General features: G+C 71.9%; 19 protein-coding genes and 1 pseudogene. 7 read left to right on the top strand and 13 right to left on the bottom strand.

The window, feature by feature from the left end; all coding sequences use genetic code 11:
* The first annotated feature begins 4 nt into the window (after window positions 1-4).
* The gene (locus tag AB0H52_RS10385) at window positions 5-469 is read left to right on the top strand and encodes a MarR family transcriptional regulator (protein WP_225854129.1); all 465 of its coding nucleotides are present in this window, start codon (window positions 5-7) and stop codon (window positions 467-469) included.
* On the opposite strand, the gene thpR is transcribed toward AB0H52_RS10385, so the two are convergent.
* The 5 genes from thpR to AB0H52_RS10360 form a co-directional block, all read right to left on the bottom strand.
* On the bottom strand, window positions 439-1,017 hold the full coding sequence (gene thpR, locus AB0H52_RS10380; RefSeq protein WP_357946507.1) for an RNA 2',3'-cyclic phosphodiesterase: 579 nt from the start codon (window positions 1,015-1,017) through the stop codon (window positions 439-441). The two genes, AB0H52_RS10385 and thpR, sit on opposite strands and share 31 nt — an antisense overlap.
* Before the next feature lie 13 nt (window positions 1,018-1,030).
* Entirely contained in the window at window positions 1,031-1,540 is a 510-nt protein-coding gene (locus AB0H52_RS10375; protein WP_151487969.1) for a hypothetical protein, read from the bottom strand.
* An 80-nt stretch (window positions 1,541-1,620) separates the two neighbouring features.
* Window positions 1,621-2,904 (bottom strand): MFS transporter, encoded by a 1,284-nt coding sequence (locus AB0H52_RS10370; protein ID WP_151487968.1) that lies wholly within the window; start codon window positions 2,902-2,904, stop codon window positions 1,621-1,623.
* Window positions 2,905-2,978: 74 nt separating this feature from the next.
* Window positions 2,979-3,428: a MarR family transcriptional regulator gene (locus tag AB0H52_RS10365; RefSeq protein ID WP_192580113.1), complete on the bottom strand. Its 450-nt coding sequence runs from the start codon at window positions 3,426-3,428 to the stop codon at window positions 2,979-2,981.
* Window positions 3,429-3,542: 114 nt separating this feature from the next.
* Complete coding sequence (locus tag AB0H52_RS10360) at window positions 3,543-5,021, bottom strand: NCS2 family permease (RefSeq protein ID WP_357946502.1); 1,479 nt, start codon at window positions 5,019-5,021, stop codon at window positions 3,543-3,545.
* A gap of 88 nt (window positions 5,022-5,109) precedes the next feature.
* Between AB0H52_RS10360 and AB0H52_RS10355 the strand changes: the two genes are divergently transcribed.
* Complete coding sequence (locus AB0H52_RS10355; RefSeq protein WP_151487966.1) at window positions 5,110-5,355, top strand: DUF2530 domain-containing protein; 246 nt, start codon at window positions 5,110-5,112, stop codon at window positions 5,353-5,355.
* A gap of 24 nt (window positions 5,356-5,379) precedes the next feature.
* Here the strand turns inward: AB0H52_RS10355 and AB0H52_RS10350 are convergent, their stop codons facing one another.
* A complete protein-coding gene (locus AB0H52_RS10350; protein ID WP_192580114.1) occupies window positions 5,380-6,309 on the bottom strand; it encodes a DUF3027 domain-containing protein in 930 nt (309 codons plus the stop codon).
* Between AB0H52_RS10350 and AB0H52_RS10345 the strand changes: the two genes are divergently transcribed.
* The gene (locus AB0H52_RS10345) at window positions 6,308-7,909 is read left to right on the top strand and encodes an MFS transporter (protein ID WP_151487964.1); all 1,602 of its coding nucleotides are present in this window, start codon (window positions 6,308-6,310) and stop codon (window positions 7,907-7,909) included. The genes AB0H52_RS10350 and AB0H52_RS10345 overlap by 2 nt on opposite strands.
* A gap of 13 nt (window positions 7,910-7,922) precedes the next feature.
* A complete protein-coding gene (locus tag AB0H52_RS10340) occupies window positions 7,923-8,573 on the top strand; it encodes a futalosine hydrolase (protein ID WP_357946499.1) in 651 nt (216 codons plus the stop codon).
* Here AB0H52_RS10340 and AB0H52_RS10335 read toward each other — a convergent pair.
* Window positions 8,536-9,405 (bottom strand): helix-turn-helix domain-containing protein, encoded by an 870-nt coding sequence (locus AB0H52_RS10335; RefSeq protein ID WP_151487962.1) that lies wholly within the window; start codon window positions 9,403-9,405, stop codon window positions 8,536-8,538. The two genes, AB0H52_RS10340 and AB0H52_RS10335, sit on opposite strands and share 38 nt — an antisense overlap.
* Before the next feature lie 599 nt (window positions 9,406-10,004).
* Between AB0H52_RS10335 and AB0H52_RS10330 the strand changes: the two genes are divergently transcribed.
* The gene (locus AB0H52_RS10330; RefSeq protein WP_357946496.1) at window positions 10,005-10,835 is read left to right on the top strand and encodes a 1,4-dihydroxy-6-naphthoate synthase; all 831 of its coding nucleotides are present in this window, start codon (window positions 10,005-10,007) and stop codon (window positions 10,833-10,835) included.
* Here the strand turns inward: AB0H52_RS10330 and AB0H52_RS10325 are convergent.
* Both AB0H52_RS10325 and AB0H52_RS10320 read right to left on the bottom strand, forming a co-directional pair.
* A complete protein-coding gene (locus AB0H52_RS10325) occupies window positions 10,796-11,182 on the bottom strand; it encodes a cold shock domain-containing protein (RefSeq protein WP_088986676.1) in 387 nt (128 codons plus the stop codon). The two genes, AB0H52_RS10330 and AB0H52_RS10325, sit on opposite strands and share 40 nt — an antisense overlap.
* Window positions 11,121-11,834: an HAD family hydrolase gene (locus AB0H52_RS10320; protein WP_357946493.1), complete on the bottom strand. Its 714-nt coding sequence runs from the start codon at window positions 11,832-11,834 to the stop codon at window positions 11,121-11,123. The genes AB0H52_RS10325 and AB0H52_RS10320 overlap by 62 nt, the downstream gene beginning before the upstream one ends.
* An 83-nt stretch (window positions 11,835-11,917) precedes the next feature.
* Here AB0H52_RS10320 and AB0H52_RS10315 point away from each other — a divergent pair, with 83 nt between their 5' ends.
* Entirely contained in the window at window positions 11,918-14,404 is a 2,487-nt protein-coding gene (locus AB0H52_RS10315; RefSeq protein ID WP_151487959.1) for a helicase-associated domain-containing protein, read from the top strand.
* A 28-nt stretch (window positions 14,405-14,432) separates the two neighbouring features.
* Here AB0H52_RS10315 and AB0H52_RS10310 read toward each other — a convergent pair whose 3' ends face one another.
* Complete coding sequence (locus tag AB0H52_RS10310) at window positions 14,433-14,669, bottom strand: hypothetical protein (protein ID WP_151487958.1); 237 nt, start codon at window positions 14,667-14,669, stop codon at window positions 14,433-14,435.
* Between the two features lie 278 nt (window positions 14,670-14,947).
* Here AB0H52_RS10310 and AB0H52_RS10305 point away from each other — a divergent pair, with 278 nt between their 5' ends.
* Window positions 14,948-16,627: a DNA repair helicase XPB gene (locus AB0H52_RS10305; protein ID WP_151487957.1), complete on the top strand. Its 1,680-nt coding sequence runs from the start codon at window positions 14,948-14,950 to the stop codon at window positions 16,625-16,627.
* 88 nt (window positions 16,628-16,715) lie between these two features.
* On the opposite strand, the pseudogene AB0H52_RS10300 reads toward AB0H52_RS10305, so the two are convergent.
* The 3 genes and pseudogenes from AB0H52_RS10300 to AB0H52_RS10290 form a co-directional block, all read right to left on the bottom strand.
* Window positions 16,716-16,808 (bottom strand): annotated as a pseudogene (locus AB0H52_RS10300) (GntR family transcriptional regulator); the annotation flags it as partial.
* 158 nt (window positions 16,809-16,966) lie between these two features.
* On the bottom strand, window positions 16,967-17,185 hold the full coding sequence (locus AB0H52_RS10295) for a TetR-like C-terminal domain-containing protein (protein ID WP_357946488.1): 219 nt from the start codon (window positions 17,183-17,185) through the stop codon (window positions 16,967-16,969).
* Window positions 17,186-17,340: 155 nt separating this feature from the next.
* Entirely contained in the window at window positions 17,341-18,060 is a 720-nt protein-coding gene (locus AB0H52_RS10290; RefSeq protein ID WP_357946485.1) for a hypothetical protein, read from the bottom strand.
* Between the last annotated feature and the right edge of the window lie 703 nt (window positions 18,061-18,763).

Raw genomic sequence — 18,763 nt, 5'->3', positions numbered from 1 at the left:
CCTCATGAGCTCGGGTCTGAACAGGATGGGGGCCCGGGTGCTGACCTGCCTGTTCACCAGCGACTCGGGCAGCCTCACCGCCTCCGACCTCGCCCGGCGCCTTCAGGTCAGCCCGGCGTCCATCTCCAAGGCGATCGCCTTCCTGGAGAGCCAGAGCCTCGTCCGCCGCCAGCGTGACGAGCGCCGCCGCGACCACTACCTCGTCGACGACGAACTCTTCTACCAGGCGACGATCGCCAGCGCCCGCGCCAACGACCAACTCGTCGCCACCGCACGCCAGGGCGTCGCCCTTCTCGGCTCGCACACCCCCGCCGCCGCCCGGCTGGAAAACATCGCCCGCTTCCTCGACTTCATGAGCGAGAGCATCACCCGCGCCGCCGAACAGGCCCGCGAGGTCCTGCACACCAGGCCTGCCGCCGCCACCCCGGCAGCGCCGGATCAGAGCGGCCAGGCGGCGAGCCGGTCGTAGTGGGGTGGGGCACCGAGGTGGCTGCGCACCAGCAGCAGCTCAGCCACCGGCCAGGGTGGACCCCGGTAACCGTCCAGGCTGGCCCGGTCGGCCTCGACGTCCGCCGGGGGCATCCGGGCGCCGGGTCGGGCGACGGTCAGGTGCGGACGGAACGGCTTCTCGTCGTACGGCAGTCCGGCGCGCCGCAGCCGGGACCGGATCAGCCGGGCCAGGACGTGCAGCAACTCCACGTCGCCCCGCAGGTCCACCCAGAGGACGGTGGACCTGTCCCGGCCGAACCGGCCGCCGCCGCCGAGGCTCAACCGGGGTACGGCGTTCCGGCCGTCGCGGAACCCTTCGGCGGCCAACCCGAGCGCACTCTCCACCTCGACCAGCCGGTCGGCCTCGACCTCGCCGAGGAAGGCCAGGGTGAGATGCAGGTGGGCCGGGTCGGCGAGCCGGACGTTGGTGCCGGCGGCCGCCGCCGCGCCCACGCGCAGCCGGGCGACCTGTGCGCCGAGATGGTTGACCGCCTCGACCGGCGGGTCGACCGCGACGAAGAGTCGCACACCGTCGGCCCGCTCAGTGGTGGCGTTGCCGGTGCCCGGCGCGGGCCGCCGGCAGGGTCAGCCCGGCGGCGTGCAGCACGCCCTCGACCCGCACCCGCTCGATCTCCTGGTCGACGCCCTCCAACTCGGCGAGGTGTTCGGGGATGCCGAGAGCACGGCAGGCCAGTCGGAGCCGGTCGTCGTACGCCTGGAGCACCGCGCCGTGCCAGACCATCGACCGGCCGGCGCCGCCGATCCGTTGGCCCCCGAGGCGGCGCAGATCGGCGGCCAGCTGTTCCAGAGGCCGCCGATCGGCCCGGTCGAACTCGCTGAGGTCGATGTCCCGGGTCAACGCGTCGGCCTCGATGGCCCGGTCGAGGCGGGCGATGGTGCGTCTCTCCTGACGGCGCTCACGCCACTCGGACCAGCCACACACCACCCGGTCGAGGATCTCGTCGTAGCAGAAGAGCAGGGCGAACGCCGCCGGGAGGCTGGCCACGGCGAGGAACGCCAGGGCCAGCATCAGCGCGCGTCCGACTCCCACGTATCGACGCTAAGCCCCGGCGTGCCACCTCGCCAGTGATTTGGCCGCATCCGCGCCATCCGCCGATCAGGGCGCGACCCTCAGCAGTCGGCGGAGGTCACGTAGAAGCGGGGCATCGGCAGCACCCGGAAGCGCAGCCGGGCGCCCGAGCGGCGCAGCTGCCAGGTGAGGGCGATCAGCGCGGTGGCCAACGAGATCAGACCACCCATCCAGATGCTGGCGCCGGCCCCGAAGTGCTCGGCGACCCAGCCGATCAGCGGCGCGCCGACCGGGTTGGTGCCCAGAAACACCAGCACCCACAGGGACATCACCCGCCCCCGGAAGGCCGCGTCCACCCCCAACTGGACCCGCTGGTTGGACGCCTGGGCGAAGAAGACCATGAAGAAGCCGGTCGGCACCAGCAGCACCACGACCAGCCAGTACGTGGACGCGAAGCCGACCAGGGTGCCGAAGCTGGCACAGGCGATCGCGGCGCCGAGCACCAGCCACACCGACGGGCGGCTACGGCGGCCGGTGCCGCTGAGCGCGCCGCCCAGCGCGCCGACGGCCAGAGCGGTGCTGAACAGGCCGAAGGAGGCGGCACCGGTGTTGAAGACCGTCTTCGCCAGCGCGGCGAGGGTGAGCTGGAAGTTGAACAGCGACATGCCGATCACCGACATGACCGCCATCGGCAGCAGCAGGTCCGGTCGACGCCACACGTACCGCAGACCGTCGATGACCCGCGCGGACGCCCGCTCGTCGCGCGGCAGCAGGGCCTCGCGGTGCAGCTCGGCCGTCCGCATCCGGACGACGTTGACCAGGGGCGCGATCGAACTGAGGGCGGTGAAGAGGAAGACCGGACCCACGTCGAAGGCGGCGATGGCCAGGCCGGCGACGGCCGGGCCGACGATCCGCGCCGAGTTGAACACGGCGGCGTTCAGCGACAGCGCGTTGGGCAGCAGGGGCGTGCCGACGAGTTCGGAGACGAACGCCTGGCGCACCGGGGTCTCCACGGCGTTGGCCGTGCCGAGCAGCGCGGCGAACGCGAAGACGTGCCAGAGCTGCACCAGGTCGGTGAGGACCAGCAGGGACATGCCGAGCGCCAGCACGCTCCAGAAGGTGTTGGCGGCGAACAGCAGCACCCGCTTGTCGTACCGGTCGGCCAGCCGGCCGGAGAGCAGCGTGAGCAGCAGCACCGGGGTGAACTGGCAGGCGGTGACCACGCCGAGGGCGGTCGCCGAGTTGTCGGAGAGCTCGAGGACGAGCCAGTCCTGGGCGATGAACATCATCCAGACACCGATCAACTTGATCAGCTGCCCGGATGCGAAGAGCCGGTAGTTGCGGACCTGTAGGGACTGGAACATCGTGCTCAGCTTGGCCTGCACTCTTGGTGCGCCTCCTCCGGGACGTACGCGTCATCGACAGGTGACGGCACGGCCCGGTGGCGTGGGCGCGGTGCTCAGGCGCGAGCGAGCTGCTGGAGAATCTCGGCGGCCCTGTGCAGGGTCTCCCGTTCGTCCTCGTCGAGCGCGGCCAGCCGGTGGGCCAGCCATTCGTCGCGGGCCCGCTCGAACTGGTCGAGCACGGCCTGCCCTCCTTCGGTAGCCGCGAGGATGACCTGCCGGCCGTCGGTCGGGTGGGGGGTCCGCTGCACGAGGCCGCGGTCCTCCAACTTCGCGACGATCTTGGTCATCGTCGGTGGCTGCACCCGCTCCACGTCGGCCAGTTCCCGAGGCGTCATGGCACCCGCCAGCCGCAGGCTGGTGAGCGCGGAGACCTGGGTGACCGTGAGGTCGCCGACCGGTCGGGCCTGGCGGACCCGCCGGTTGAGTCGGGTGATCGCATCTCGCAACTGGGGAGCCAGTTGCGCCGGTGGCACGCGTTCCGCCGTCACCGTCCGCTCCGTCACGTTAGTTAGCCTAACTAATGAGCCTGGCTAACGACATCCGTTATGACCAGGCTCACGAGGATGTTTGCGCTGTTCCGGGCGGGGAATCCGGTCTGGTTCCCCGCCCGGAGGGGGTCACAGCACCAGGGACTCGATGGGCCCGCGCAGGAAGTACAGCACGAACAGCGCGGCCACCCCGTACAGCAGCGGGTGGATCTCCCGGGCCTTACCCTTGGCCAGCTTCACCACCACGAAGGTGATCAGACCGGCGCCGATCCCGTTGGAGATCGAGTAGGTGAACGGCATCAACACGATGGTGAGGAACGCCGGAATGGCGATCTCGTAGTCGGACCAGTCGATCGTCCGCACCGCGGTCATCATCAGGAATCCGACCACCACCAGCGCCGTCGACGCCGCCTCGAACGGCACGATCACCACCAGCGGCGCCAGGAACATCGCCAGCAGGAAGAGCACGCCGGTGACCAGGCTGGCCACGCCGGTCCGGGCACCCTCCCCGACACCGGCGGCACTCTCGATGTACGACGTGTTGCTGGAGGTGCTGGCCGCACCGCCGGCCGCCGCCGCGATCGAGTCGACCAGCAGGATCTCCTTGGCCCTCGGCGGCGTGCCCTGCTCGTCGAGCAGGCCACCCTCCTGGCCGACCGCCACCATCGTGCCCATGGTGTCGAAGAAGTCCGTGATCAACAGGGTGAAGACGAACATCAGCACGACCACCCAGCCGGCGCGCCCCCACGAGTCGAGCACGTTGAACTTGCCGAGCAGCGACAGGTCCGGCAGGTCCACCACCGTCTTCGGCAACTCCGGAACGTTCAGCGACCAGCCCTTCGGGTTGGGCTTGCCGTCGACGAACGACGGACCGATGTTGCCGGCCGCCTCCACGATCACCGCGAGCACCGTCGAGGCGAGGATGCCGATCAGAATCGCGCCCTTCACCCGGCGCACCACCAGCACCAGCGTGAGCAGCAGGCCCACCACGAAGACCAGCATCGGCCAGCTCACCAGCTTGCCGCCGATGCCCAGGCCGACCGGAACCGTGGTGTTGGCGGCGTCCGGGATGCGCCGGACGAAGCCGGCGTCCACCAGGCCGATGATGGTCAGGAACAGGCCGATGCCCACGCCGATGGCGGTCTTCAGCTGGGTCGGCACCGAGCGGAACACCGCGGTCCGCAGGCCGGTCAGCACCAGCACCGCGATGATCACACCTTCGATCACCACCAGGCCCATCGCGTCGGCCCAGGTCATCTCCGGCGCGATCTCGTACGCCACCAGGGCGTTGACGCCCAGACCGGCGGCCAGCGCCAGCGGAAACCGGCCGACCACCCCCATCAGGATCGTCATCAGGCCGGCGACCAGCGCGGTCGCGGCGGCCAGCGCGGGAATCGGGAGAGTCTTGCCGTCCCCGTCGACGGCACCGCCCAGGATCAGCGGGTTGAGCACCACGATGTACGCCATCGTGAAGAAGGTCGCCAGGCCACCGCGTACCTCGCGGCTCATCGTCGAGCCGCGCGCGGAAATCTCAAAGAACCGGTCGAAGCTGTTACGCGGGTGAGCGGGGTTGGGAGGTGTGCCGTTCTCGGGCGGCGCTACTGCCATCGGGTCCTCGCAGGTGATCTTCCGGTTGTCGCGCGCATCGTCCCAGATCAGCGGCGGGCAGGGGAAGTGGATCGCGTACGCTTGCCGAATGCCGAACGAGCAACAGCCGCGGCCCGCGCCCCTGGACCCGCCGATGGTGCCGTTCGCGGTCGCCGGGCTGATCGCGTGGGCGGTCGCCGGGCTCGTCCTGTTGCTCTTCTTCCGGGGCTGGCTGACCGACCACGGTCACGAGAACTGGCTCTGGACCTGCCTGGCCGGGTTCCTCTGGGGCTTCCCCGGCCTCGCCGTCATGCTGCGGCACGACGCCAACCGGCGCCGTCGCCGCGCGAGCTGACCCCGCCGGCGCCGACGCGAACCGTCAGGGGTGCCCGTACGGCTCCGCCGGCTCGGCGGCCTCCACCGACCCCGGTGCCCGACTGACCGACATGGCCTCCACGGCGCTGTCGTCGTACACCGTCGGTAGTTCCTCCACGGCGGTCTCGACCGCCTCGATCAGCGTCTCGGAGTGAGCGCCGCAGCCATGGTCGGCGCTCACCACCCGGCCGTCGTCGGGCGCGTAGAAGTTGCCGCACGCACCGAAAGCCGCGCGCATCGCACCCGCCAGGGGCAGGTAGAAGCCGCAGGTGCCGCAGCGGGCGGCGGCCGGCGCGGCCGTCGAGATCGCGGCGGACGGGCCGTGCTCACCGTCGTACCAGCGCTGCGCGGCGTCGATACGACCCTCCCGGGAGAGCACCCGGGCGCGGCCCAGGCCCAGCTCCCAGGCGGTCTCCTCGACCGCGGGATCGTCGGAGAGCAGGTAGCCGGGGGCCAGCCGGTCGTCGTCCGGCGGAGTCGGCAGCAGGTCACCCGGCCCGAGGTCGCCCGGCTTGAGACGCTCCTGCCAGGGCAACCAGCCGGGCGCGAGCAGCGCGTCCGAGCCGGGCAGCAGCACCGTCTCGCAGATCGTCACCGTCTTGCTGCGCGGCACCCGGGTGACGGTGACCGCCCACCGCCAGCCGCGGTAACCGGCGAGCCGGCATTCGAAGTAGTGGGTGACCAGCCGGTCGCCCTCGGCAACGACCTGCAGGTGATCGCCGACGTCGTCGGCCTCCACCTCGGTGATGCCAGCACGAGCCACCTCGACGGCGGCGGCGCAGACCTGGTCGAGACGGGCGGCGCGGGTGGAGGCGGGCCTGGTCACCCGACCATTGTTCCCCATGCGCCCCGCAGGGGTGACAGGGACTCCCGGGGAACCTTTCCCCGCAGTGGTGCGGCGCACCTGGATCAGATGGGCGAGGATGGTGCACATGCCGTCGTACTCCCGCTCCGGGCGTTCCGTCCTCGGGCGGACCGTCGGCACCGGCATCCGGACGATCCGCCTGCTGGTGCGCGGTTCGGTGGGCAGCGGACGCTGGGTGACCCGCCGGGCCGGACGGGCCCGGGCGCGGGGGGCCGGCGGCGAGGTCGGCATGGTCCGCCTGTTCGATCTGCACGCGCTGTCCTGCGCCGGTGACACGCTGATCGCCATCGGCCTGGCCGGGACGATCTTCTTCAACGTGCCGCTGGGCGAGGCCCGCAGCAAGGTCGCCCTCTACCTGCTGGTGACCATGGTGCCGTTCGCGATGCTCGCCCCCGTGGTGGGCCCGCTGCTGGACCACTTCCGGCACGGCCGGCGCTACGCCCTGGCCGCCACGATGCTCGGCCGCGCGTTCCTGGCCTGGCTGATCTCCGACTACATCCACGGCTTCGGGCTCTACCCGGCCGCGTTCGGTGTGCTCGCGCTGTCCCGGGCGTACGGCGTGGCCCGCTCGGCCGCCGTGCCCCGGCTGCTGCCCGAGGGGCTGGGCCTCTCGCAGGTGGGCGCCCGGGCCAGCGTCTACGGCACGGTCGCGGGCGCCCTGGTGGCGCCGATCGGGCTGGCCGCGTTCTGGTTCGGGCCGCAGTGGCCCCTGCGGGTCGCGTCGCTGATCTTCCTGGTCGGCATGGTGATCTCGCTTCGCCTGCCGCCGAGGGCCGACTCCGAGCCGCCCGAACGTGTCCCCCGTCCGCTGCGCGCGCTGGGCCGCCGCGGGGGTGACCGGCCGCTGGGCCGGGGCCGACCCGCCGGGCGGTTGGTGATCGCCACCCTGATCGGTGCGGCGACGCTGCGCGCGGCGTACGGCTTCCTGCTGCTCTTCCTCGCCTTCGCGATCAAGAAGGGTGACCTGACCACCGACGTGTTCGGCCGGGAGTTGGGTGCCGAGTGGGCGTTGGGACTGGTCGGCGGTGCGCTGGCGGTCGGCAGTTTCCTGGCCACCGCCGTCGGCACCCGGCTGCGCATCCATCGGCCGGCCACCATCCAGTCCAGCAGCATGGTCATCGTGGCCGGGGTGGCGGTGCTCGCCGTGATCCAGTTCTCGCTGCCGATGGTCGCCCTGCTCTGTCTGGTCACCGCGCTGGTGAGCGGGGTGGCGAAGCTCGCGGTGGACGCCTCGATCCAGGAGCGCATCCCGGAGCGGCTGCGGGCCAGCTCGTTCGCCCACTCGGAGACGGTGCTGATGCTGGCGTTCGTCGCCGGCGGCGGGCTCGGACTGGTCCCGTTCGACGGGCGGGTGGGTATCGCGGTCGCCGCCGGAGTGGCCGTACTGGCCGCCACCCGGGGCGTGCTGGTCGCCGCCCGGCTGCGCGGCGAGAAGCTGGCCGGCCGGCCGCTCGGCGACGACGAGTTGACCGACGACGAGCCGGCGGACGAGCCCGCCGACCCGACGCCCACCTCGCCGGCACCCAACCAGGCCAGCTCGCCGCAGTACGACGAGCCGGGGCTGGCACCGCCGGGCTACCACATCTACCGACCGTCCTCGGCGGTCGGCGGCCCGGGTGGCGGCGCCGACGAGGAGTCCCGCCGGGAGTCCCCGGGCCCCCTCTCGTGACCAGGCTGCTCTCGTGACCGGGCTACTCGTCGTGACCGCGGTGCCCACCGAGGCGGACGCCGTGCGGGCCGGGCTGGCCGACACGAGCGTGACCGTCGCCCCGGTGGGGGTGGGCCCGGCGGTGGCCGGTGCCGCGACGGCCCGGCTGTTGGCGCTGGCCGAGGCGGCCGGGCACCCGTACCGCGCGGTGGTCAGCGCCGGCGTGGCCGGCGGCTTCGCCGGGCGGGCCGCGGTTGGCGACACGGTGCTGGGCACCGCGAGCATCGCCGCCGACCTGGGCGCCGGGTCGCCCGACGGTTTCATCCCGATCGAGGACCTGGGCATGCCGCCCGCGCTGCTCGGCGGCGGCAGCGCGGTGCCCGCCGACCCGCGGTTGCTCGCGGTGTTGCGGGCGGCCCTGCCGAACGCCACGGTCGGCGCGGTGCTCACGGTCAGCACGGTCACCGGCACCGCCGCCAGCACCGAGGAGCTGCGTCGGCGACATCCGGAGGCGGTCGCCGAGGCCATGGAGGGGTACGGGGTGGCGGTCGCGGCCGCGCAGGCCGGGGTCCCCTTCGCGGAGCTGCGTACCATCTCCAACCCGATCGGCCCGCGCGACCGCGACGCCTGGCGGCTGCGCGAGGCCCTCAGCGCCCTGACCTTGGCGGCCCCGGCGCTGCACTGACAGGCCCGACGTCAAGCGTGAGCGCCGACGGCCGACTTGCCTGTAGCTCGAACCCGCAGGCGAGCAGGAACAAGATGTTGCCGGCCTCGGCAACCGCGTGGGCGGTCCGGATGCCGGCCACCGCCATCTCCCTGGCCAGCAACCCGATCAACTGTCGCCCGATGCCCAGGGTGCGCAGGCCGGGAGCAACGAGAACACCCTCCAACACCAGCTCACGCTGGTCGCCCCAATCCTCGCCGAGGAGGAGGTCAACGCTCCGCTCGTGGGCCCTCAGCTCGCCGACCGGCCCGGTCCCGGGGACCTCGGCGAGAAAGCGCCACGACGTGGTCGGCAGCCCTTCGGAGGCACGCCGGAACCGCACCTGGGCGCGTGTGCGATCCCGCAACCGCCGGTCGTCCCGCCGGGCGCGATCCAGGTCGTAGGTCAGCTCCGGCACGCGCACCGGCCACAACCGCTGCGGAAGCGTGTACGAGTGCACCCACCAGGCGCCCGGCCAGTCCTTCAGGCTCAGGACTCGGCGGACGTCGAGATGCGCCGGGTACCGCCGGCCGGCCTCGTCCCGCGGCTCGTCCTCTGGCGCGGCCTCTCGCTCGCTGACCGCCTTGCCGGAGGGGTCGCCGGGCCGTGTGACGGCGAGCTCGCCGCCGGCCGCGAGAACCAGCCGCTCCACCGTCCGGAAGGCCGTCTGGGCACCCTGCCCCGCCTCGATCCGCGCCACCGTGCTCTTCGGAACCCCGGCCTGCTCGGCCAACTCGCGCTGGCTCAGATCGGCACGTCGACGAAGATCCCGCAAGGTCGCCCCCACGTCGATCGCACCCTTGTCGGCAGCCACCGCACCATGGTTTTCCGCTCGGGTCGCGCCGTCAATAGCACCCCGTCCACCTGTGGACAACCCTGTGGATCGTGTCGCCGCCGCTGTGTACATCTCTTGCTGAATGCCTGTAGAGCTGCCCCGTGGGTGGGGCAAGCCGGGTACACGCCGCGGGCAAGCCGGGTACACGCCGCGGGCAAGCCGGGTACACGCCGCGGGCAAGCCGGGTACACGCCGCGGGCCCGGCCCGGCCGGGCCGGGCCGGGCACGGCCGGGCCGGGCACGGCTGGACCGCAGCTCACCCTGACGCGAACGCTCGCTCCACCGCGCCGGGCGGCGGGACCGGCTGGCCATCCCCGCCAACACCGCGCCCCACTCACGGGGCAGCTCTACAGGGAGCACAGCAACCATCGCCACCTCACACCGGCCGGCACCCGATGGCCGGACCCGCGCCGACCATCTCCGCCGCCACCGCGCCCCACCCACGGGGCAGCTCTACAGGAAACACAGCAACCATCGCCACCCCACACCGGCCGCCACCCCGACGATGGCTGACTGGCACCTCACAGACCCGGCACCACGAAGTGGGCGCAAGCGGGGACAGGGCTAACGTGAGGGGCGTGGCGCTCTCTCTGGCGATCTCGCCCTGCCCCAACGACACGTTCGTCTTTCACGCCCTCGTGCACGGCCGGGTGCCGGGCGCGCCGCCGTTCGAGGTGACGTACGCCGACGTGGACGTCACCAACACGGCCGCCGAGCGGGGCGCGTTCGACCTGGTGAAGGTGAGCTTCGCGGCGCTGCCGTGGCTGCTCGACGACTACCACCTGCTGCCCTGCGGCGGTGCGCTCGGTCGCGGCTGTGGGCCGCTGGTGCTCACCAGGGGCGACCGCACCGACCTGACCGGCGCGACGGTGGCGGTGCCGGGTGACCGGACCACCGCGTACCTGCTGTTCCGGCTCTGGTCGGCCGGGCAACCGCCGGCACGGGTCGAGGTGGTCCCATTCCACGAGATCATGCCGGGCGTCGCGGCCGGCCGCTACGACGCCGGGCTGGTCATCCACGAGGCCCGGTTCACCTACCACCGGCACGGCCTGACCGCGCTGGTCGACCTCGGCGAATGGTGGGAGGCCGACACCGGCCTCCCCATCCCCCTCGGCGCGATCCTGGCCCGGCGCGGCGCGGTCGACCCGGAGGCCGCCGCCGGCTGGGTCCGCGAGTCGGTCCGGCAGGCCTGGGCGGACCCGGCGGCGAGCCGGGAGTACGTCCTCGCGCACGCCCAGGAGATGGAACTCGACGTGGTGGACCGGCACATCGGCCTCTACGTCAACGAGTTCACCGCGGACCTGGGCGAAGCCGGCTTCGCCGCGTTGACGGCACTGCTCGACCGCGCCGCCACCGCCGGGCTGGTGCCTCAGACCTCCAGCTCGCGCGCCACCGCGTGGACCAGCTGAGCGATCTTCTGCGCGGTCTTCTTGTCCGGGTACCGGCCCCGGCGCAGATCCGGCTGGACCTTCGCCTCCAACACCTTGATCATGTCCTCGACGAGGCCGTGCAGCTCCTCGGCCGGCCGGCGACGCAGCTCCGCCATCGACGGCGGCGCATCCAGCAGCTTGACGCCCATGGCCTGCGCGCCCCGGCGGCTGTCCACCACGCTGAAGTCGACCCGCTGACCACCCTTGAGGTCGGTGACGCCCGCCGGCAACGCGCCCTTCGGCAGGAACACGTCACCGCCCTCGTCACTGGTGACGAAGCCGTATCCCTTGGCCGTGTCGTACCACTTCACTCGACCCGTAGGCACCTGAAAACCCCTGCTTCACTTGAGCCGCTACTGCTCCAAGGCTAGCTGGATCATGCCGTCGAGCGCCCCCTGGGAATCCGGTGAGATCGTCCAGCACCACTTCCGCACCCGCCGCGAGCAGCTCATCTCGCGAGCACGGACCCGTCGCCACGCCGATTCCCGGCACCCCGGCCGCCCTCGCCGCCACCATGTCCGCCACGTGGTCACCGACGTAGTGGGTTGCCCCGTGCTGCCGCAGGGCGGTCGCCTTCTGCTCGGCGAACAGGTCACCGGCCACCTCGTCGACCGCGATGCCGAGATGATCCAGGTGCAGCTGTGCCAGCCGGGCGATCTTGGACGTGACGACGAGCACCCGTCCGCCCCGGGCACGGATCACCTCGATCGCCTCCCGTGCACCCGGCAGCGGCACCGTCGGGGTGATCGCGTACGCCGGGTACAGCTCCCGGTACACCAGCACAGCCGACTCGACCTCCTCCGGCGGGAACCAGTGCGCGATCTCGGTACGCAGCGGCGGGCCGAGCCGGGACACCGCCAGCTCGGCGTCCACCGGCACGCCGGTCCTCGCGGTCAGCGCCCGATAGGCCGCGGCGATACCGGGACGGGAGTCGACCAGCGTCATGTCGAGATCGAATCCGACGGTCAGTGCAGACATGTCGAGAAACGTACCGCCGACTCCCGACCGGGCGGACGTCCGAGGGGCGCGACAGCCCGGTGCCGGGCTAGCGTGGAAAGACGATGACCACCTCACTCGCCGACCACCTACGGTCGCTGCCCGACGATTCGCTGGCCGCGCTCCTCCAGCTGCGGCCCGACCTCGTCGTGCCCGTGCCGGCCGACATCTCCGCCCTGGCCATCCGTGCCCAGTCCCGGGTCTCGGTGGCCCGCGCGCTGGACGGACTGGACCAGTTCACCCTCCAGATCCTCGACGCCGCCCGCCTCACCCGGACCCCGGACGACGGCACCACGGCCACCGACGCCGTGCTCGCCATGGCGACCACCGGACCCCACCCGCCGGCCCCGACGGCCGTCCGGGCCGCCGTGGGCAGGCTACGAGCGCTCTTCCTGCTGTACGGCCCGGAGCACGCGCTTCAGGTGGTACCCGCCGTCGACGAGGTGGCTCCGTACCCCGCCGGGCTCGGCCGGCCTGCCGCGGAGCTGGACCCGCGCACGGCCGCGCTCTGCGCGGACCCGGCGAAACTGCGTCGGACGCTGCTCGCCGCGCCCCCGTCGGCCCGGGCGATCCTGGACCGGCTGGCGGCCGGGCCGCCCGTGGGCAGCGTGCCCCCGGGCGCGCTGCAGGCGCCACCCGTCGGCGCGGAGGACCCGGTGCTCACCGACCCCACCAACGGCGGCGCGCCGGCCGGCTCCCCGGTGCGCTGGCTGGTCGACAACCGGCTGCTCGTGCCCATTTCGGCCGGCTCCTCGACGGCCAGCGGCACGGTCGAACTGCCCCGCGAGGTCGGCCTGCTGCTGCGCCGCGACAGCGGCCCGCTCGGCCCGCTGCGCACCAGTCCACCGCCGGTGGCCGCCGCGCCCCGCGAGGCGAAGGCCGTCGACTCCGCCGGCGCCGGTCAGACCATGGAGGTGGTCCGGCACACCGAGGGACTGCTGGAGCAGCTCGCCGCCGAACCCGCGCCGGTGCTGCGCTCGGGCGGCATCGGTGTCCGCGACCTGCGGCGGCTGGCGCGCACGGCCGGGCTGGACGAACCGATGACCGCGCTGCTGCTGGAGGTGGCATACGCGGCGGGGCTCGCCGGTGAGCTGGAGATGCCCGGTGCCGCCACCACCCGGTACGGGGTGGATCAGCAGGTGATGCCGACCGGCGGGTACGAGGTGTGGCGAGCTGCCTCACTGGCCCAACGCTGGGAGCAGTTGGCCCGCGCCTGGCTGACGATGACCCGGCAGGTGGGACTGGTCGGCCGCCGCGACGACCGGGACCGGCCGATCACCGCGCTCTCCGCCGAGGCCGAGCGGGCCGGAGCGCCGGGCACCCGACGGGCCGTCCTCGGTGTGCTCGCCGACCTGGAGCCGGCGACCGCACCCACCCCGGAGGAGGTGCAGGACCTGCTGGACTGGCGGGCGCCACGGCGCAGCCGGGGCCGGGAGGCCGGCCACCGGGAGGTGCTGGCCGAGGCGGCGCAGCTCGGCGTCACCGGGCTGGGGGCGCTCACCTCGTACGGGCGGCTGCTGCTCGGTGACCTGACGTCGACCGACGGGCGGGGTGCCGACGACCCGCTGGGCGTGCACGCGGACGTCGAGAGCGGCGACCCGTCCGACGCCGCCCGGGCGTTGGACGCGTTGCTGCCCGCACCCGTCGACCATTTCCTGGTGCAGGCCGACCTGACCGTGGTGGTGCCCGGCCCACCCGAGCCGTCGCTGGCCGCGGAGTTGGAGGCGATGACCGAACCCGAGTCGGCCGGCGGGGCGAGCGTGCACCGGGTCACCACGGCGAGTGTCCGGCGGGCGTTGGATTCCGGCTACTCGGCCGGCGACCTGCACGACGTGTTCCGGCGGCGGTCCCGGACCCCGGTGCCGCAGGGCCTCACCTACCTGGTGGACGACGTGGCCCGTAAGCACGGCGGGTTGCGGGTCGGCCTTGCCGGGGCGTACCTGCGCAGCGACGACGAGGCCCTGCTCAGCGAGGTGCTGGCCGACCGGCGGTTGGAGCCGTTGACGCTGCGCCGGCTCGCGCCGACGGTGCTGTGCACCCCGTACCAGGTCGCTCGGCTGTTGGGCGCGCTGCGCGACGCCGGGTACGCGCCGGTGCAGGAGGACGCGACCGGCGGCACGGTGCTGTCCCGGCCACGGATCCGACGGGCACCGACCCGGGTTCCGATGACCACCCGGACGCTCGATCCGCTGGCCGCCCCGAAGCTGCCCATGCCGCGTCTGCTCGGCGTGGTGGAGCACATCCGGCGCGGTGACGCGGCGGCGCGGGCGGCTCGACGGGCACCGGCGGTGGTGCGCGGTGGGGCGGCGGGGCTCGGCGGCGGTCCGGTGCCGGCGCACACCCACAGCGAGGCGTTGGCGGTGCTCCAGCAGGCGGTCCGCGACAAGGCGCTGGTCTGGGTCGGGTACGTCGACGCGCACGGGGCGACCGCGTCCCGCCTGGTCAAGCCGGTGTCGATCGGTGCGGGTTACCTGCGCGCCGAGGACGAGCGGACCGAGATGCTGCACACGTTCGCGCTGCACCGGATCACCGCGGCGGTGCTGGCGGACTGAGGTGTGACGCCGCCGGCGGCGCGGTCGGTCAGCGGCGGCTGCGTCGTACGGTGCCGATGACGGAGACGACCAGGAGCAGCGCGAAGCCGGCACCGGCGGACTCCCCGACCGAGTCGACGAAGCCCTGCTGAAGCACCAGCCACCCGAAGAGGAACCACCCGAGGAGGAGCGTCGCCGCGACGGCGTAGGCGATGACGGTCGCCCGGGACACCTCGTCGGGTGGTGCCTGCTCATGCTGTGCGATCACTTCACGGTCGACCGTCATGCCCAGCCTCCCCGCCCGGTACGGCCCTGGACTCCAGGGTGACACTCCTGGGACCGGTGTGACAGGGGATAAAACCCGGAGTGCGGCGCGTGTCGCTCAGGTGCCGGGGCGGCGGCCGATCAGCACCACCCGGGTGCCGACCTTGCCCAGCTCCCACAGCCGTCCCTTTGCTAGACGTTCGCGAGTGCCGTCCCGGTTGCACCCGGTGCGCATCTTTCTTTCGAGATTCCGAACCGTGCAACACTGGATGGTCGGCCAACCGAGGAGAGGACGCTGGCGTGAGCGGTGGACCACTGATCGTGCAGTCGGACAAGACCCTCCTGCTGGAGATCGACCACCCCGATTCGCAGGCCTGCCGGATGGCGATCGCGCCCTTCGCGGAACTGGAGCGTTCACCGGAGCACGTGCACACGTACCGGCTGACCCCGCTTGGCCTGTGGAATGCCCGCGCGGCGGGGCACGACGCCGAGGGTGTCGTCGATTCGCTGATCAAGTACTCCCGCTATCCGGTGCCGCACGCGCTGCTGGTGGATGTGGCCGAGACGATGGACCGCTACGGCCGGCTCCAGTTGGCCAACGACCCGGCGTACGGGCTGGTGTTGCGCGCGCTGGACCGGCTGGTGCTGATCGAGGTGGCCAAGAGCAAGAAGCTCGCCGGGATGCTCGGCGACAAGATCGACGACGACACGATCCGGGTGCACCCGTCCGAGCGTGGTCGGCTCAAGCAGGCGCTGCTGAAGTTGGGCTGGCCGGCGGAGGACCTGGCCGGTTACGTGGACGGTGAGGCGCACCCGATCGAGCTGGCCGAGGCCGGCAAGGACGGCCGTAAGCCGTGGACGCTGCGGTCGTACCAGCGGGAGGCCGTGGAGGCGTTCTGGGCCGGCGGGTCGGGTGTGGTGGTGCTGCCCTGCGGGGCCGGGAAGACGCTGGTCGGCGCGGCGGCGATGGCCGAGGCGAAGGCGACCACGCTGATCCTGGTCACCAACACGGTCGCCGGCCGGCAGTGGAAGCGGGAGCTGATCGCCCGCACGTCGCTGACCGAGGAGGAGATCGGCGAGTACTCGGGTGAGCGTAAGGAGATTCGCCCGGTCACCATCGCCACGTACCAGGTGCTCACCTCGCGGCGCGGCGGCGCGTTCACCCACCTGGACCTGTTCGGCGCCCGCGACTGGGGTCTGGTCGTCTACGACGAGGTACACCTGCTGCCCGCGCCGATCTTCCGGTTCACGGCGGACCTCCAGGCCCGCCGCCGGCTGGGCCTCACTGCCACTCTGGTACGCGAGGACGGCCGCGAGGGTGACGTGTTCAGCCTGATCGGGCCGAAGCGGTACGACGCGCCGTGGAAGGACATCGAGTCGCAGGGCTGGATCGCCCCGGCCGAGTGCACCGAGGTCCGGGTGACGTTGACCGACGCCGAGCGGATGTCGTACGCGACGGCGGAGGCCGAGGAGCGCTACCGGATGGCGGCGACCGCGCGCACGAAGCTGCCGGTGGTCAAGGCGCTCGTCGACCGGCATCCGGAGGACCAGGTGCTGGTGATCGGCGCGTACATCGACCAGTTGCACCAGCTCGGCGAGTACCTCGACGCACCGATCATCCAGGGCTCGACGACGAACAAGGAGCGGGAGCGGCTGTTCGACGCGTTCCGCTCCGGCGAGTTGCGGACCCTGGTGATCTCCAAGGTGGGCAACTTCTCCATCGACCTGCCCGAGGCGGCGGTGGCCATCCAGGTGTCCGGCACGTTCGGGTCGCGGCAGGAGGAGGCGCAACGCCTGGGTCGGGTGCTCCGGCCGAAGGCCGACGGCCGGCAGGCGCACTTCTACACGGTGGTCTCCCGGGACACGATCGACACCGAGTACGCGGCGCACCGGCAGCGCTTCCTCGCCGAGCAGGGCTACGCGTACACGATCGTCGACGCCGACGACGTCCTCGGCCCGTCCCTGCCGTCCTTCGACTGACCCGCGCGGCTTGATCGACGCGAGGGCGGCGCGGGGGCGGGGTGCCTGTCGTGCTCGCTTTGCAGTGATGTCGTAAACGAATCGGCCGTCAGCGCTTGGGGGACTCCGCGACAAAGACACCCCGCCCCGGACGACCGACGAGCACGCCCTGCTGCCGCAGCTTCGCCACCGCACGACTGACCGGCGGAGGGCGTACGACATTGGGTCTTCTGCGGTCGACCACTGCCCGACGGCGCGCGGTGCGCCCTGCCGGTCGACCACCTCGCGCCCTGCGCCCGACGCACGCCCCGGCCCAACCGTCGATGAACCCAGCGCGCGCCCGGTCTCGACCGCAAACGCTCACCGGGAGAAGTGGCGCACCAGCACCGCGAGCCGCCGGCCGTGGCCGTCACGTCGGAGCCGGCCACTGCGCATCAGCGTGACCAGCCCGTGCAGGCCGCTCCAGAATGTCTCGGTGACCGTCTCCAGGTCACCGTCCCCGACGAACGGACGTACCGTCTCGGCCAGCTCGGCAAAGCCCCGGGCCAGGTCGGTCGGGACGTCCTGTTCGGCGTCCACTTCGCCACCGCCGCGGTGGCCCTCCTCAACGCCGCCCTCCTCTTCGCCCTGTAGACCCAGCGCACCCCGTGACCCGCAGGGGTGATCAAGAGGTTTGCGTCATCGGGAGGCCGATCGACGACGCAAACCTCTTGATCAACAGGGTCGGCGGCCGGTCAGGACGTGGGGGGTGGGCAGCGGTCGGGGAGGGTCACCTCGCCGGGGCGGTGGTCGAAGGTGTCCAGGGTGAACCATTCGTCGAGTTCCGGGTCGAAGAGGTTCTGCAGGCCGAACTGCAACACCTGCCACCAGCGAGTCGAGTCGCGCTGGTCGACGTAGATGTCGCCGAGCGCGAGCGGAAACCGGAAGAACTCCCCCGGCACGGTCGAGCCACCGACCACGCCCACCCGCCAGTGGTCGACGTGCCGGTCCTGCTGCCCCTGCAGGATCTCCGGCCCGACGTAGCGGGCGGTCTTCAGCTTGTCGTTGAAGATCTGGCGGTTGAAGAATCCCGGAACCTTGCTGCACGCGCGCGGCGGGAACAGCGGGATGTTCGGCCACTTGTAGGTGAGCGTGTAGAGCGTGTTCTCGTAGATCAGGTTGGTGAACCAGATCGGGTGCTCCGGCCCGCCGGCGGTCATCTGGCTGTTGCCGTCCCGGCCCTGCCAGGTGAACGGCACGTCAATGCCGAGGTCCCGCACGATGTACCGGCCGGTGCCCTGGAAATCGGCGGGCAGCAGTGGAGGGCGCGGCTCCCGCGGCACGGGGGCCACGTCGCCGTCCACCCGGGCCGCGCGGGGCAGCGGCGCGGCGGACGGGCCGGGCGCGACCACGCCGAGGGCGAAGAGCCCGCCGGCCACGGCCGACACCACCATCCGACGTGTACGCCTCGACACCACCATCGCCCTCCGCCGCCCACACCTGCCTTCGGCGAAGAGTAAGAGCGGGCACAACGTGAGAGATGGTGGAACGCGTCGGCTCCACCGGACGGGTGAAGAGACGCCACCGGCCCGGGACCGCAGCGGCCAAGGCTGTTGCGTAGCCGGTTGAAGAGTGTTTGAGCTGGGGTTTTGATGCGGGACCGATCGAGGGTGGGTCCATGTAGGACGGGTACGGCCCGTTGGTGATCATGGTGTTTGCGAAGACCACATGACCCAGCAGAAGGACCGCACCCGCCGATGTCATCATCACCGACCCACCGGCACGCTCCCCGACTCAGGTGACGCCTATTGCCGGTCGCTCTTAAATTCCCCGGCCAATCGACGGTCCTGGGTTTGCCGCGTAATTGCTCGCGGATGGTTTCACGTCGCCCCCGGACCCCGCCCCCCGGCCCCGGGGGCCACCACCCCGTCCTGCAGCGTATCTGCTAACCGGATTCGAAGCGGATCGTCCTTTATAAGGATTCTCGCCTAGTCCTTGCTGATATGCATGAACTAATACCAGCATGTCATAGGCGTGAAAAGCCACAGACTCCCACGTGGGCTGACCGGCATTGGGTACCGACGCCCACTGCGCGCGTGCCTCAGAAATATCAACTTGGTTATCAGACACGAATACTGCCCAGTTATGCGCCAGATCAACAGCCAACTGCAACTTTCC

This window comes from Micromonospora sp. NPDC050695 (assembly GCF_040654415.1).
Classification (GTDB): Bacteria; Actinomycetota; Actinomycetes; order Mycobacteriales; family Micromonosporaceae; genus Micromonospora.
The sequence above is the reverse complement of the archived record's forward strand: the minus strand, read 5'-3'. Positions and strand labels throughout refer to the sequence as shown.